The sequence below is a fragment of the Ruegeria sp. BHSC223 genome, from assembly GCF_059613025.1.
This window is the reverse complement of the sequence record NZ_JBXWRR010000005.1, coordinates 207,039-222,310: the sequence shown is the minus strand read 5'-3', so window position 1 is coordinate 222,310 and position 15,272 is coordinate 207,039. Positions and strand designations below refer to the sequence as shown.

General features: G+C 62.7%; 13 protein-coding genes. 9 read left to right on the top strand and 4 right to left on the bottom strand.

Annotation, left to right across the window (positions count from 1 at the left end; translation table 11 throughout):
- From AC2FNY_RS11350 to AC2FNY_RS11315, 8 genes are all read left to right on the top strand, one after another.
- Nucleotides 1-193: molybdopterin dinucleotide binding domain-containing protein (locus tag AC2FNY_RS11350; protein WP_496802513.1), on the top strand; the 193-nt coding region annotated here is incomplete at its 5' end.
- Nucleotides 194-389: 196 nt separating this feature from the next.
- Nucleotides 390-1,166, top strand: a complete 777-nt coding sequence (locus AC2FNY_RS11345) for a cyclase family protein (RefSeq protein ID WP_234218501.1) — start codon at nucleotides 390-392, stop codon at nucleotides 1,164-1,166.
- Nucleotides 1,167-1,171: 5 nt separating this feature from the next.
- Nucleotides 1,172-1,687: a thioesterase family protein gene (locus AC2FNY_RS11340; protein ID WP_234139267.1), complete on the top strand. Its 516-nt coding sequence runs from the start codon at nucleotides 1,172-1,174 to the stop codon at nucleotides 1,685-1,687.
- A 527-nt stretch (nucleotides 1,688-2,214) separates the two neighbouring features.
- Nucleotides 2,215-3,222 carry an aminoglycoside phosphotransferase family protein gene (locus AC2FNY_RS11335; RefSeq protein WP_496802512.1) on the top strand — a complete coding sequence of 336 codons (1,008 nt, stop codon included), beginning with the start codon at nucleotides 2,215-2,217 and terminating at the stop codon, nucleotides 3,220-3,222.
- A gap of 2 nt (nucleotides 3,223-3,224) precedes the next feature.
- Nucleotides 3,225-4,457, top strand: coding sequence for a GNAT family N-acetyltransferase (locus AC2FNY_RS11330; protein ID WP_496802511.1), 1,233 nt, complete (start codon nucleotides 3,225-3,227; stop codon nucleotides 4,455-4,457).
- A gap of 553 nt (nucleotides 4,458-5,010) precedes the next feature.
- Entirely contained in the window at nucleotides 5,011-5,769 is a 759-nt protein-coding gene (locus AC2FNY_RS11325; RefSeq protein ID WP_234139271.1) for a sugar transferase, read from the top strand.
- A gap of 86 nt (nucleotides 5,770-5,855) precedes the next feature.
- The gene (locus tag AC2FNY_RS11320) at nucleotides 5,856-6,722 is read left to right on the top strand and encodes a CpsD/CapB family tyrosine-protein kinase (protein ID WP_234139272.1); all 867 of its coding nucleotides are present in this window, start codon (nucleotides 5,856-5,858) and stop codon (nucleotides 6,720-6,722) included.
- Nucleotides 6,723-6,847: 125 nt separating this feature from the next.
- On the top strand, nucleotides 6,848-8,122 hold the full coding sequence (locus tag AC2FNY_RS11315) for a Wzz/FepE/Etk N-terminal domain-containing protein (RefSeq protein ID WP_496802510.1): 1,275 nt from the start codon (nucleotides 6,848-6,850) through the stop codon (nucleotides 8,120-8,122).
- An 8-nt stretch (nucleotides 8,123-8,130) separates the two neighbouring features.
- On the opposite strand, the gene AC2FNY_RS11310 is transcribed toward AC2FNY_RS11315, so the two are convergent.
- Entirely contained in the window at nucleotides 8,131-9,489 is a 1,359-nt protein-coding gene (locus AC2FNY_RS11310) for an oligosaccharide flippase family protein (protein WP_496802509.1), read from the bottom strand.
- Nucleotides 9,490-9,704: 215 nt separating this feature from the next.
- On the opposite strand from AC2FNY_RS11310, the gene AC2FNY_RS11305 reads away from it, so the two are divergent.
- Complete coding sequence (locus AC2FNY_RS11305; protein WP_496802508.1) at nucleotides 9,705-10,910, top strand: glycosyltransferase family 4 protein; 1,206 nt, start codon at nucleotides 9,705-9,707, stop codon at nucleotides 10,908-10,910.
- A 39-nt stretch (nucleotides 10,911-10,949) separates the two neighbouring features.
- Here the strand turns inward: AC2FNY_RS11305 and AC2FNY_RS11300 are convergent, their stop codons facing one another.
- From AC2FNY_RS11300 to AC2FNY_RS11290, 3 genes are read right to left on the bottom strand one after another with little or no spacing between them, the layout of a single operon-like run.
- A complete protein-coding gene (locus tag AC2FNY_RS11300) occupies nucleotides 10,950-11,795 on the bottom strand; it encodes a glycosyltransferase (RefSeq protein ID WP_496802507.1) in 846 nt (281 codons plus the stop codon).
- Nucleotides 11,792-14,326, bottom strand: coding sequence for a hypothetical protein (locus tag AC2FNY_RS11295; RefSeq protein ID WP_496802506.1), 2,535 nt, complete (start codon nucleotides 14,324-14,326; stop codon nucleotides 11,792-11,794). The genes AC2FNY_RS11300 and AC2FNY_RS11295 overlap by 4 nt, the downstream gene beginning before the upstream one ends.
- Complete coding sequence (locus AC2FNY_RS11290) at nucleotides 14,323-15,270, bottom strand: hypothetical protein (RefSeq protein WP_496802505.1); 948 nt, start codon at nucleotides 15,268-15,270, stop codon at nucleotides 14,323-14,325. The genes AC2FNY_RS11295 and AC2FNY_RS11290 overlap by 4 nt, the downstream gene beginning before the upstream one ends.
- Nucleotides 15,271-15,272 lie beyond the last annotated feature (2 nt).

Below are 15,272 nucleotides of genomic sequence, written 5' to 3'. Positions count from 1 at the left end.
GCGCGGCAGCGTCCAGGTCATGGTCCGCGCCGACCGCGCCATCGCACAGGACAACGTCTTCCTCCCCTTCGCCTATGTCGAAGCCGCCGCAAACATCCTCACAAACGCAGCTCTCGACCCATACGGAAAAATACCAGAGTTCAAATACTCCGCAGTAAGGGTCGAGAAAGCCGAAGCGCTGGCGGCGGAATAAAGCCTTTGCGAGGCTCCGCCTCGCGCTCCGGAGTATTTTGAACCAGAAAGAAGCAGCACCGCGGATATGCTTCTTTCTGGTTAAAAATACCTCCGAGGGTGAGGCCCGCAGGGCTGAGGGGGCAGCGCCCCCTTTGCGTCTTGCCGGGCTGGGCGGGCGCTTCTAACCTCTGCGCAAGTTGCGCAAAGGAATGCCCATGGCCCGCCGTTTTGTTGATCTTTCCGTTCCGCTGGAAACCGGGATCGTCTCCGACCCGCCGATCATGCTGCCCGAGATCGAGTATCTGACGCATGAGCAGACCGCCGAACAGGTGATGTCCTTTTTCCCCGGGCTCAAGCGCGAGGATCTGCCGGGTGGCGAGGGCTGGGCGGTGGAGCGGCTCAGCGTTGCGACCCATAACGGCACCCATCTGGACGCGCCCTATCACCACCATTCGACGATGAACAACGGCGAACGGGCGATCACCATCGACGAGGTGCCGCTGGAGTGGTGTTTCAATCCGGGCGTGAAACTGGATTTTCGCCATTTCCCGGATGGTTACGTTGTCAGCGCAGAAGATGTCGAGGCCGAGCTGGAACGCATCGGGCATGTGCTTCAACCGCTCGATATCGTGGTGGTCAATACCTCGGCCGGGGCGCGCTATGGTCAGCCGGATTACCTGATCAAGGGCTGCGGCATGGGGCGCGCGGCAACGCTCTATCTGACCGAACGCGGCGTGCGGGTAACCGGCACAGATGCCTGGTCCTGGGATGCGCCCTTTCCGCTGACCGCGCGCGTCTATGCCGAAAGTGGCGATGCGGCGATCATCTGGGAGGGGCACCGCGCCTCGATGGAGATCGGCTATTGCCACATGGAAAAGCTGGCGAACCTGGACCAGTTGCCGCCCACGGGCTTCACCATTTCCTGTTTTCCGTTCAAGATCAAAGGCGCAAGCGCGGGGTTCACCCGCGCGGTGGCGATATTCGAGGATTGAGCGCGATGGTGGAAAAGACCCCGCAGAGCGGCCATGACGGCCCCTATCCCGCCCCGGTCGAAGTGCGTGGTTTCACGGTGCGTCCTGAATGGATCGACTATAACGGGCACATGAATGTGGGCTATTACGGCGTCGCCTTTGACAAGGCGCTGGACGTGATGCTCGAAGAGCAACTGGGGCTTGGCAAGACCTATGTCGAAACCGCCGGGGCCGGCCCCTATATCCTGCAATCGCATGTCCAGTTCCGGCGCGAGATACTGGAAGGTGAGGGGTTTCACCTGCATTTTCGACTGCTCGACCACGATGCGAAGAGGATTGTCTACTTCGCTGAGATGTATGCCGACCGAGACGGCGTGCTCTGTGCCAGCCAGGAAGCACTGATCATGAATGTCAGTCAGGAAACCGGGCGCGGCGCGCCGTTTCCTGACTGGGCGCAGGCCCGGCTTGCCCGAATGCAGGTGAAACATGAGACAATACCGGCTCACCCGGCCATCGGCGCGGCGCTGGGAATTCGACGGTAACGGGATAACGAGTTCCGGACGGACTAGCCCTTTGCTTGTGCCCCTGCACCGTGCCTCTTCGGGCTTTTCCTTCGGTCATCCCGGTCACGGCCCCTTCGTTTCCTTTGTTTCTCAAGACGCTGAGCTCAGATGTCTTTGTTCCTCTCGCCTTCATCCATGACATCCGGCAAGCGCGGATCGCGATCCCGGTCGGATCGATGACCATCGTAATGTTTGAAACACTGAATGCCTTCGTTGGCCCGATATCTGTCAGTGCAAAGAGCGACTTGCGATCGGGCTTAGCGGGGGCCGGTGCGGGGTCGATTTCGCACCTTTCGCCGCAGTCAGTGAACAATGCCGGCATTGCCCTGTGATTGACCTTCGGCCGGTGTGCAATCCGGCAATCAAACGGTCGTACCCTGCGAGCGAATCGCTCTTCATGCTATCGAGCAGAGAGGGCTGACGCGCCTTTGAGAGGCGCGAAGATGCACCGATCGCATTTTGGAACGGGAGCGAGGGTTATGGCAGGCAGAGGCAATTGGGACAGGTTGACCCGTATTGTTGAAGCTGCCCAGACCCGTTTTGGGCGCCCGGTCCAGAAGGTGACCGCGCCCGGTGGCGAGGGACGCTCCAGCTTTCGGCTGCATTTCGGCGACATGGATGTCATCGCCACCCTGCGCCCTACTGTTCGCCGCACCCATCTTGAAGCTTTTGTGCTGGAACGGCTGCGCCTGCATAGCGATGACCTGCCTAAATGCCTGGGCGTGGTCGGCGAGGTCTTGTTCCAGTCGGATGTGGGCCGTCGACGTCTGAACCAGGAGATCGTGCGTCACGTCGACAGCAGCCAGCTGGATTTGGCCGCGCAGGCGGTTGCTGCGATCTTTCGCTTGCAAAGCGCGGCGCGGCGTACCGAGTTCCAGCATATGCTACCTGTTCTGGGTGACAGCAACGCCTGGGTGACCAACCTTGTCGAGGGGGTGGACACCCTGCAACCCTATTCGATGGGGATCGACAACCGGTTCGACCGCGCAGCGGCCGCCGAACGCCTGGCAAATCCGGGCCGCCAATTCGTGAAATGGGATTGCCGGTCTGGCAATGCAGCGCTGGACCGAGCGGGCCGTCTCAGATGGTTCGATTTCGAGTATTCCGGCCTGCGCCACGGGGCCGAGGACTTCGCTTGGCTCATTGGGGACGAAGCTTGGCCAATCGCGCCCGACAAAATGGTCGATGTGATGATCGACGCCTTTGATCCCGGATGTGGCTACCGGATCGACGACTATCTAGACTATCTCTCGGTCTACCTGACCTTTCATTGTGTGCAGCGATTCAAGTTGATCGTGAAAGAGGCCAGGAAACGCGGCTGGCTATCCAAGGAACGCGTACGCAAATACGACGATGCCGGCGTTCATCCTGAATTCGCGATGCAGATTTGCAGGGTGGGGGCCTATTTTGCGGCCCAATCGCCGATCACCGCGCCGCTGACACGCAACTTCGACGGTGCTGTCGACAGCTTTGAAGCGATCCTCAGGGACGGACGCTCGCTCAAAAGTGCGTAACCATGAGCGAAGTACCGGATTTCGAGGCCAGCGTTTTGGCCAGTGGCAGGCTCCGGGTTGAGCCGGTCTCGGCATGGGGGGCATTCTCCGCCCTGCGTGACAGCTGGCGCGCGCTCGAGGCGCGCGATCCTGAGGGCACGGTGTTTCTGTCATGGGACTGGCTGGCGCAGGCATTTGCTGTCAATCCGGGGCGCTGGCGGGTGATCGTGGTCTATCACGGGCCGCGTCTGGTCGGTGTTCTGCCATTGAAACACAACGCAAACTGGAGCCGAAACCGGAAGGAATTCCAGACCGAGATCGAGGCAGGTGGCCGTCTTCTATGGAGTGAATATACCGGGTTCCTTTGCGAACCGCGGTACGAGGATCTTGTGATTGCAGCACTGGCTGAGACGTTGAAGCAGATCCCTTGGGTGCGACTGTCCTTGCAATCCGAGAGCTCGCGCTACCGGGCGACCAAGTTTGTGGCCGCCTTTCCCGAGGCCACCTATTCGGTGCGGTCGGATGAGCGTGGCGCCAACAAGGGCGAGGCTGATAAACTGATCTGCCCCCGTATTGATTTACCCGATGAATATGAAGCCTGGCTGTCCACCGGTCCGAGTACGGACACCCGCCAGAGAATCCGCCGCGTCACCCGACGCTATTTGAACAACGGCCTGTACAGGTTGAGTCATACCGCTGGCGCCTCGCTCAAATCCGATATGGGTGTGCTGCTGCGGCTGTGGATGCGTGAACACGCTTCAACCATGGGGGCGGCGACTGCGCGCCAGTTGGCGATGAATACCCTGCGGCTCCTGACGGCGGCCAGTCGGCTCGGCCTGCTTTATCTGCCGGTCGTTCGGCACGATGGGCAGGTGATCGGCGCACTTGGTCATATCCTCGATCCGCGGATGAAGCGTGTTCATCTCATCGTAGCGGGCAGGGGCCAGGTGGTGACAAGCGACGATGTCGGTCTGCTGCTGACTTCCCAGGCAATCGGCTGGGCTATCGACCAAGGCTATGAGACCTATGATTTCTGCCATGCCCGCCAGTTGGGAAATTTCGACATAGGCGCAGAGCTGAAGAAAGTTGCCTCTTTCTCGATTCGGCGTCGTGCCTTTCCGGGTCCGTTAGGTGTGCTCGACCCAATTTGCCGTCCAGAGGTGCTGGAGCGCCTCCTGAATTTTGTGGAAACAGGCGAAACGGAGGCTGCCATTGCTGCTTGCCACCAGCTGCTGCGGATGGAACAGGCAGGCTAAGAAGATGGCTACGTCATTTCGCCGGCAGAAAAATCGCAAACATCACCGGCGTTTTTGAGTCAGCGTTCGTCGACACGGTCAGAATACAGGTATGAGCCGGGAGATAGACGAGAGCGACAACTCCTCGCCATGTTTTAGACACAATCTCTCGCGGATTTGATAGAGTTGGAACAAGCAGACTGTTTACCCGATTCCCAGTTTTGCACGGTTGCGGGTTTGGAAACAATCACTGCTCAGTTGATTGGTTTGGTTCACGCTTTTTCTGGAAATTTGCGAAATTCTAAGTGGTTGCATACGGAAACAATCTGTTGACGCAGAATTTCTTAAAATTCTCTAGGTAGCTGATAGGGTCGAACGTGGCAGAACTATGGCGGAAGTTAGCCACATTCATGCCCGGCAAGACTGCGTGTAGGGCGCGGTTCGCCAGGGTAAGCACCGCCGAAAGATGCAGGGCCGGCTGCTTGGTCTTGTGTGTGTGAAGAGTGATTGCGAGGCCAATGTGCTGGGGGTCAGTGCCAAGGCTTAGCCTCAGGTATCCCGCGTAGGGGGGGACATGAAGGACTACATCTATACCGCTTCACTGGCGGTGCCAGTGGCGTCTGGCCAAGCCGATCAGGCAAAGGGCATGCTGGAAACAGCGTTGTTGCCTGCAAATACAATCGCGCCGCCGGAGAAGCTGGGGGGTGACGTTTCTCCGGCAAACGGTATTTACGCTGCCGTTGGCAAGCGGTTCCTAGATGTAGCCTTCATTGTCCTTTCGCTTCCGGTTTCTTTGCTAATCATCGCCTTTTGCGCGTTGGCGCTCCGGCTTGAAGGCGGAGATGCCTTTTATCGGCAGCCGAGGCTGGGGCGCGACGGCAAGCTGTTTTACATTCTCAAGTTGCGAACGATGGTTATGGACGCCGATGCCCAGCTGGAAAAGATGCTGGCAGAGGACCCGGTAATGCGAGCCGAATGGGACGCCACGCAAAAGCTGAAGGACGATCCGCGGATTACTCCTGTCGGAAACTTCCTGCGGCGCACCTCTCTGGATGAACTGCCCCAGCTTTGGAACGTGCTCACGGGCGATATGAGCCTGGTCGGTCCGCGTCCAATGATGCCCGACCAGCTGCCGCTTTACGGCCCCGCCGAGAGTTATTTTGCGCTGCGGCCAGGGATCACGGGCCTGTGGCAGGTCTCCGAACGGAACAACTCTCGTTTCGACTACCGGTCAAAAGTCGATGCAGACTATGCGCGTACTGTCAGTCTGATCGGAGATCTCTCGCTGCTGCTGCGGACCACATCGGTGGTGGTTCGCCGGACGGGCTGTTGAGTTTATTTGTTGATTCATAGGTTAGGTGTCAAAATATGGCATATCATGATAGAGACCTGGCTCCGGAAACCGAAACGGCTGCTTTGATGAACGACCAGACCTCCGGTATCGGTAAACGCGAAGCCGCAGATCGCCCGTTCCGGCGCAAGGCCGCGCTTCGGGCCGAGGCGGCAAAGCGGCGCGCGAAAACGGTTGATCCGGCGGCTTCGACGAAAGCGCTGCCACTGCCGGCGCCGCAAATCGCCGGGCCTCTGCCAGCCACTTTGCCAGAACCGTGGGAACGGTTGCAGACCATACCTCTTGGGCTTGGGTGCCCTCAGTCTGCGCAGATGCCGCTGGTAAACCTTTATCGTTCTGACCCCGCTGCGAAGGCGTTTGATGTCCTGCGCACCCGTCTCTTGCAGACACTGAAGGCGCGCGGCTGGCACCGGATCGGTGTTGTGGCACCGACCCGGGGCTGTGGCGCCAGCTTTACCGCTGTCAATCTGGCACTGAGCATCGCGCGGGTCCCTGAGAGCCGGACCGTGCTGCTAGACATGAACATGCGTGATCCCGGTCTGGCCAAGGCTCTTGGTTTGCCTGCACAAGGTGATATGCGCGCCTTGTTGCGTGGGGATGCCTCTTATCTCGACCATTTGGTGCGGTGCAGCGGGACGCTGGCCGTCGGTCTTGGGGCCGGTGTCGCGCGCGATGCCTCGGAAATACTGCAAGCACCGGTCAGCGCCGAGGTTCTGGACCTTATCCAGACCGATCTGAACCCGGACTTGATGATTTGCGATCTTCCGGCGATCCTTGCTTATGATGATCTGGCGGCGTTTATGCCTCGGCTGGACGGAGTGTTGCTGGTCGCCGACGGCACCCAGACTACCGCCGACCAGGTACGGCGCTGCCAGCAGGTGATCGGAGAGACGACACCGCTCTTGGGCGTGATCCTGAATCGTGGGCGCGGCTAGGGTGTGAAAAACTAGATAGTCCGATCTTCGTTTTTGCCCGGAACGGCCTTATTTTCGTCGGCATGACATGGTCTGTTTCCTTGCAAGAAGAGGCATGGGTCGTAGCAGCGAGTTGAGTGACAGGCATGGGGCCGATCTATTCTTTGGACGACATTCTAGACATGATCCGCAGACGGGCGCGGCTCATGCTGGCTGTCATCGTGATCGGGACTGTACTTTCAGTGGCTCTCGCATCGATGCAAAAGCACGAATACGAGGCATATGAGGTCATTCAGATTGCACGCCCGGTGGTTTCCGACGAATTGGCGCGCAGTACGGTCGAGGGGTCCTCGGCACGGCGCCTGCAACTCATTCAGCAGGTCTTAACCACCCGCGGTACCATGCTCGAGATTATCGAGAAATATGGTATCTATGCCGATATGCCCGCGCTCAGGCCGCAGGCCAAGGTGGACATGTTGCGTACTGCCGTGCGGATCGAGGGCGTGGCCGCCGCACGCGAGGGGTTTTCCGATGATGGAACGATCTCGGTCTTGACGATCACCGCCCGGATGCCGACCGCGCTCCTGGCCCAGCAGGTGGCGCATGAATTCGGTCAGCGTACCGTCGAGCTGAGTAAACGAACCCGTATCGAGAATGCCCGCGCCACGCTGACCTTCTTCGATGCGCAGGCGGCGGCGCTGGAGTCCGATATCGAGGCGCTTGAAAACGAGATCGAGGATTTCCGCAGCCACAACCAGCTTGCGCTACCCGGCGTACTGGATTCCCGCCGCGACGAGATTGCCACCATCAACGGCGGCCTGCTCGATATCGCGCGCGAGCGGATCGAGATCGAGCGTGCGATTCAACTGGCCGAGCAGAGCGAGCGCCCGGCAACCGCCGAGCGGATGAAAAAGGATTATCGCGAACAGCTGGCCACCCTGGATGCGCAGCGTGACCTACTGGAAAACCGCAAGCGCGAGTTGGAGAGCCAGATCGAGACCAGCCCCGAGGTCGAGCGCATGCTGGGCACCTATGATCGCCGGCTGGAGCAGTTGCAGGACCAATTGAATCAGGTCTCGACCCGCCGCAGCGAGGCCGAGATGGGCTTTCTCATAGAGACCGAGCGGCAGGCCGAGCGGCTTACCGTAATCGAAGAGGCCGCGATCCCCGATTATCCCGTCACCGAAAGCCGCAAGAAAAAGGCCATTCTTGGCGCGGCCGCCAGTTTCGTCGTCGCCTTTGCGCTGGCCGTGCTGATGGAGATGCGCCACCCGGTCCTGCGCAGCGCTGCACAGCTGGAGCGTGAACTGGGCTTTCGTCCGGTGGTGACGGTGCCATATCTAGATACTGAAAGACGGGCACCCTCGCTCTGGTCTCGGGTAATGTCCCTGTTCCGGCGCCGTCAGACCCCGGCAGAATAGGCATCGCCTCAGAGCGCCGCCAGCGGCGCGATCTCGGTCCAGTGAAACCGGATCACGGTGGCCGCTGCGACCCCGCCCAGCACAATCGCAATGATGTCGTGGCGCAGGTCGCGGGCGCCGTATTTGCCGGTCAGCCACAACACGGCGGGATAGGTGGCGAGTGTCGCCGCCGCCAGCGACAGGATCGCCCCCAGCAGGCCAAAGGCCCAGATCCCCAGCAGGATCGCGCCCACCTGCATCAGCGCCCGCACCAGCATCAACGCGAAATAGGACAGGCTGTCGCCCCTGGCCAGCGCGACGATGTCATATGTCACCACGATCAGTTGCGGGATGAAGGCCAGCGAAATCAGCGTCACCATCGGCCCCGCCAGCTGGTAGCGCGGGTCATAAAGAAGGTCGACCAGTTGCGGCCCGGCCAGCGCCACCGCCACCAGCGGCAGCCCGACCCCCAGCGTCACACCTGCCCGCAACCGTGCCAGCCGGCGCCAGTTGGCCGGATCGGCATCGGGGGGATGATCGCGATAGACCGGCAACATGATGCGACCGACCACGGCCATCCCCAGCATGATCGGGAAACTGCCCAGAAAATAGCCGATATTGTAGATGCCCAGCATCTCCATCGTCAGGTAGCGGCCCAGGATCGCCCGGTCGCCCTGGCTGATCACAAAGGTCAGCGCGGTGGACAGGAAGATCCATTTTCCGAACCGCATCAGCTCGGACCGGGCCGCCGGCTCCCAGCGGAACCGGTTGGGAGCGCCCGGCAACAGGAAATGGGTCAGGACCAGCTTGGCCAGTGCCGTGATCACGCCCCCCAGCGCCAGCGCCATGACCGAGCGTGTGGCGATCGCCAGCGCCGCCATCGCGCCGATGCCGATCAACTGGCTGATCAGGTCCAGTACGGTGAGACGCCCGACAATCAGGTGCCGGTGCGCGGTTTCGATCCGGGTCGGGAAAAAGCCCGAGATCAGCAGCGCCAGTGCCGCCACCGGCAGATAGGTGGTCAGATCGGGCTCGTCATAAATCCGCGACACCGGCAGGGCCAGCAGGCAGGCCACCGCGAACAGCCCGATGCCGCGCCCCACCTGGATGGTCCAGGCGGTGTTCAGGAAATCGGGGTCGTCGCCGCGCGGGTTCTGTGCGATGGCCGGGCCGATGCCCACATCGGAAAACAGATTGAGCCCGACCACCACCACCGTGACCAGCGTCATCAGGCCAAAGGCCTCGGGGTATAGAAGCCGGGTCATCAGCAGGTTTGCCGCCAGTCTCAGCGCCTGACTGCCGCCATAACCCACCATCAGCCACGAGGCGCTGCGCAGGACGCGGGCCATCAGGCCGGAACCGTGAAAGGCGGAGAGAAGGCGGGACATGTGGGATCTCTGCTGGCGGCCTGTCTGGGCCGGTTTTCGTCACGCTAGGGACCGGCGCCGGTTGGGTCAATCAGAGCGCGCCTTGCCAGGCCATGCTTGTGGCCTTGGGTCCACAGGCGGCGGCTTGCCGGGTACCCGATGAGGGCCCACGCTAGGCAGCAGAGCCGCTGCAGGCTAGGACTGGGGCAATCTTCCTTAGCCGGATATCCGCCCTCGTGATCATCGCCTATGTCCTGAACACCTATCCGCAACCCTCGCACAGTTTCATTCGCCGCGAGATCCAGGCGCTCGAGCGGCAGAGGCATCAGGTGGTGCGGCTGGCGATGCGCCGGGCCGAGGCGCCGCTGGTCGATGCGCGTGACAGGGCCGAGGCGGCAGAGACGAGTTATGTGCTCGACCGGGGCGTGTTGGGGCTAAGCGGCGCCCTGTTGCGCCGGTTCCTGCGTGCGCCGGGGCGTGGCCTTGCCGCGCTGCGACTGGCGCTAAGCTGCGGGCGCGCCTCGTCCAGTGGTTGGGCGCGCCATCTGATCTATCTGGCCGAGGCGGCCGAGGTCGCGAACCGTTGCCAGGCGGAAGGGGTCGGTCATATCCACGCCCATTTTGGCACCAATTCCGCTACCGTTGCCATGCTGGCCCATGCGCTGGGAGGGCCGGGATATTCCCTTACCGTGCACGGGCCAGAAGAATTCGACGCGCCGGTTGCGCTCAGCCTGGGGGAGAAGCTGGATCGCGCGCGCTTTGCCGTTGGGGTCAGCCAATTCGGACGCAGCCAGCTCTGCCGTTGGGCTGGGTTCGAAACCTGGGACCGGTTGCATGTGGTCCATTGCGGGATCGAGCCCGACGCATTTGACGACCCGCAGCCGGTGCCCGAGGGGCCGCTGCGCCTGGTCTCGATCGGCCGTTTTGTCGAGCAAAAGGGGCAGATGGTGTTGGTACGGGCCATGGCGCGTCTGGTGCGTGAGCATCCGCAGGTACATCTGGACCTGGTTGGCGATGGCGAGATGCGCCCGGCGCTGGAAAAGGCGATCGCCGGGGCCGGGCTTGAGCGCAATATCACGCTGACCGGCTGGCTGGATCAGGATGGCGTGCGCGCCGCGCTTGAGCGGGCACATGCGCTGGTGATGCCCAGTTTTGCCGAGGGACTACCCATGGTGGTGATGGAGGCGATGGCGCTGGCGCGGCCGGTGGTGGCAACCTATGTGGCGGGCACGCCGGAACTGGTGCTGACGGGCGAGACCGGCTGGCTGGTGCCCGCCGGTGACGATGCCGCGCTGGCCGAGGCGCTGGCCGTGCTGGCCGAAACACCGGTGGCGCGGTTGCGAGGGATGGGCGAGGCAGGGCGCATGCGTGTTTTGAAGCGGCACGCAATCGACGACCAGGCTCGCAAACTGGCTGATCTGGTCGCGGGTTCCGAGGGGTAGCGCCAGAAAATTCGTCGAATTTTCTGGCGCCCCGCCGCCTTACCGGCCCCGGTCCCAGCGGGACTGGGGCCGGTAAAGCGGCGTCCGCACCGTGATCGCCACAGTTGCATAGACGGCGAAACCCAGCGGGTCGCGCAGCAGGTGCCGGATCAGGCCGCCCATGCCCAGACCGGGTGTACCATCGTTCTGCGGCAGATGCGGATAGAGCCGCGCAACCTCGGCCACGCCTGCATCCTGCCGTCGCCGTACACGCACGAGATTGGCAAAACCCTCGACCATGGGCCAGTCATAGCCAGCCTTCACACGCAGGCGTTCTTGCGGTGTGAAACTCAGCCGTACAAAGGTGTCGTCAGAGATGATATCGGGCCAATTCCGCCAGCGCGCGCGCCCGGCGGCATTGACCGCAAACAGGCCGAAGCCGGGAACGCCGGTTGCGACAAAGGGCAGGCGTTGCCAGAACCGCGCGTAAAGACGGGTGATCTGGCTCTTTGCCGGGGCGACGCGGGGGGCGCCACTTGCATAGCGGGGCGCCTCGGTGTCGAGCGCGGCGACCAGTTGTGCCAGCAATGCAGCATCCAGACGCACGTCCGCATCCAGATAGGCGCGCAATTCGCCTCGCGCTGCCGCATCCCCGGCCGTGAGCGCGCCCAGTTTGCCACCCTCGGCCAGTTCCAGCACCTGCCAGTCCCAGCCGCGCGCCGCCGCCTGATCCGCAAAGCCGCGCGCGCGTGAGGCGGTGTCGTCGGTGCAGCCATTGGCCACCACCAGCACTTCGCACCGCCAGCCTGCGGGCAGCGGGTCCGAGGCCAGGAGCGCGCGGGCGCAATCGCCAATCCACGCTGCCTCGTCATGGGCGGGGAGGATGACGCTCAGCCAGCGGCTCACTTCAGAAACTCCACCAGCGCGTCCCAGCGCGGGTTGTCGTCGTCGAGATGGCGCAGGTGACCCCAGCTGCCCCATTTGTTGGGCCGGTATACATCGGCATAGGCTGTGAACAGCCCGCCGCCCAACGCGTGCCAGCCCCGGATCAGGTCGGTATAAAGCTCACCCATCTCGTGCGTGTAATTGAAATGTGTCAGGAACGCGGTCAGTTCGGCATCATCCACCAGCGGCCCGCTACCCACCACATGGCTGCCGCCCTCGTACATGATCAGGTCTAGGCCGTGTCGGCGCGCGACCTCGGCGTGATAGGGCAGGTACTCTTTCAGATTGCCCAGCAGCGTGTCCTCGACCTTGCCGCTGGCGGCGCCGTCGCGCAGCTCGGCCCAGGCCAGCGCACTAGCCAGGTCATAGCGGTGCTTTGCGACATAGTCGTCACGCGCAGCACCGCTCAGCCCCTGCGCGTCGGCCTGAGCCTCGGCCGCGGCGCGGCTATCGGCCAGCCATTGCCGGACCAGCGGCAGCCGGTCCTCCCATCCCAGCGTGCCACCGAAATAGCCGGTCACCGCATAGGCGTCGAAATGGCTGGCGGGGGGGGCGCGGCCCGACTCCTCGGCGGTCCAGATGGGGGCGTCGAGGATCATTTCCTCCAGCCCCAGCCAGCCGGTCTGGGTCGAGATCACCCGGATCAGCCGCGCCTCGGCCTGATCGCCGAACACATCTGTCCAGATATCGGCCATCTCGACTGCGCGGGCGGCATAGTAGCTGACCCAATGGTCTTTCTTGTTCCAGCGCGCGCGGGCCTGATCCTCGGCCCATTGCGCCTGGGTGAATTGCCAGTTCCAGACCTCGTTGGACAATTCGACATAGGCGCGCTGTTCGATCCACAGATCGTCGCGCACCCTCTCGGCAAAGCGGCGGATGTAGTCGTCATCGGCCAGATGGGGCATGTTGAACCAGCCATCTGCGCCGGTGCGGTTCAAAAGCTCGATCATCACCTCGAGCGGTACGCCCTTCATCGCCCAGGTGAACTCTTCGGGACGGGGGCGATCCGCCCAGGCCGATTGCTGCGAGTCGTTGGTCTGCATCCAGTCCATGAAGCGCAGCGCGCGAAAGCCCATCAGCCGGTCCAGCCAGAGCGGATTGAACAGGCCACCTGCCTGGTGGGCGTCCAGATGCTCCTCCTTCACCACCGAGATGTCGCGCACATAATCGCCGCCGCGATGGGTGCGCTGGATGCGGATATCGACCGATCCGGGGCCGGGGGTGAAATCGAAACTGACGCTGTTCTTGCCATAGCGCACATTTTCGGCGCGGCCCGACACCTCGACCACGCCCTTGCCGGCAAAGCGCAGCACATAGCGCCCGGCGGTCGAGACCGCCTCTTCGGGCAGGTCGGTCAGGATCAGCGTCCCGACCGAGCCCAGCTCGGGCGGGATCGCCATCACCCAGCCATTCGGGTCGAGATAACCGGCCTCTTGCAGCTGGGCATGGTCGACGCCGCCCCATTGCCGGGGCAGGTGGCCGATCCAGGGGCGGGCGGTCTTGAACACGTCGAGAAAGGGCTGCTGCACCGACCAGTCATTGACGCCAGCCAGCCCGATCGCCACCGGCACCGGCCCCTCGGGCGCGGGCGGCGGGAAAAAGCCCTGTCGTGGCTCGGCGGGTTCATCCGCTTCCTCGGGGGCGGAGGAGACAGACTGTGGCTCAGCGGTGGCCACAGGTTGCGGCGCGGGTGGCTCGGGCGCCTCGAACCCCTGCGCCACGGTCCAGGCGACCTCTTGCAACCGCTGCGCCAGCGCCGGACCGGGGGTGGCATAGGCCTTGCCCCACCGATCCTGAAGCCGCCGTGGCAGACCCACCGGGCTTTCCCCGGTCACGGCGGCATATTGCACCATGGTCAGGAAATAGAAGCCCAGATCGTTGGGATGGATATCGTCGGAGAAGAGTTGCGCGATGCGGTCGACCCCCGGCACCGTCCCGGCCGCTATGGCATCGGTCAGCGCCAGCATCGCCTGTCCGGCGGGCAACAGCTGCATCGGTGGCGCGCCCTCGGGGCGGGTGGCGTTGACGCCGTCGACGATGGATTGCCACCGGGGCAGATCCGCCTCGATCCGCTCGCGCCAGGGGAGGTCGTCGCCCTCGTCATAGAGGATATCGACGCCGCTGCCCGAGCGCAGATCGTGCCACGTCTCTTGCAGGAACACCCGGGTGTCGGGATTGGCGGACAGGGCCAGATCGTAATAGCGCCGGGCCGAGCCGATGCTGTCATTATACTGCATCTGGTTGGCCAGCGGGATCCCCTCGGTCAGGATCACCACATCATAGCCACCACCGGGCAGCACCTCGCGCGCGTTCACACCTTCAGCCGTGGCGCCATTGTCCCATTGATATGACAGCGGCGCGCCATTGATAATTTGAGCTGCGACCCGCACGTCGCGCCCCTCCAGCACCTGTGACAGCATTTGCGGGTTGGTCGGGCCAAACAGCGAATGGCCAATGAAAAGGATGCCGATCAGGTTGGTGATCCAGCTCATTGCGGGACTCCGGTCTTGGGATAGCTGGTGACGGTCTGCCAGACGATCTCCTGCATCAGTCGCGCGGCCTCTGGCGAGGGGGCAAGGGCGGGGCTGCCATCGGCCCGGTTCAACTGGTGGGGAAGGCCGACGGGGGATGCCTGATAGAGCACCGCGTAATGGGTGAGCGCGATCAGATAGTTGCCCAGATCACCCATGTGGATCGGGTCGAGTCGTCCCTGGTCGTCGGTGTGGAACAGCGCCTCGGGCCCTTCAATGCCAGGCACACCGCCACGCGCTTCGACAGCGCGGACAAAGCGGGACAGGACCTGACCCACCGGGATCACATGGGCGGGGTTGTCGGGGTTACGGGCCATGTCGCGCAGCAGGATCTCGTTTTCCCAAAGCGCGACAAGATCACGGTCGAGCCGGTTGAGCCAGCCATCGGGATCGTCCAGCCAGTGCCAGGTTTCGTACAAGAACACCCGCGTATCGGGCCGTGCCTCACGTGCAAGTTCGGCCCATTTGCTGAAATAGCGGTCGCTTTCGAAATACTTGATCGCGTCGGTTAGCTCGACCATTTCGGTCAGGATCACAGCGTCATAGTCACCCGATCGAAGGGCGCTGTCGGCGGCGCGATAGCGGGGATGGTCGTTCATCTGCTCAAAGCCATTGATCCCCTCATCCGGCTCCCAATGCGCCTTGAGCGTGGTGCCCCATCCCAGCTGGCTGGCATAGTCGTGCCCGATTGGGGACAACTGTTGCAGCATCGCCGGCATGTCCTGTCCCACCAGGCTGTGACCGAGGTGAAACACCGCCATCGCACCCGCAGGCGGTGGCAGCGGTCGGGCATAGGCAGCATCCACCACGGCGCTGTCGGGCAGGCGCGGGCGCAGCCAGCCCCACCAGAGACCGGCCATCAGAATCGCTAGGATCAGGAGGGTGGGCAGAACAGCGCGCAACATGG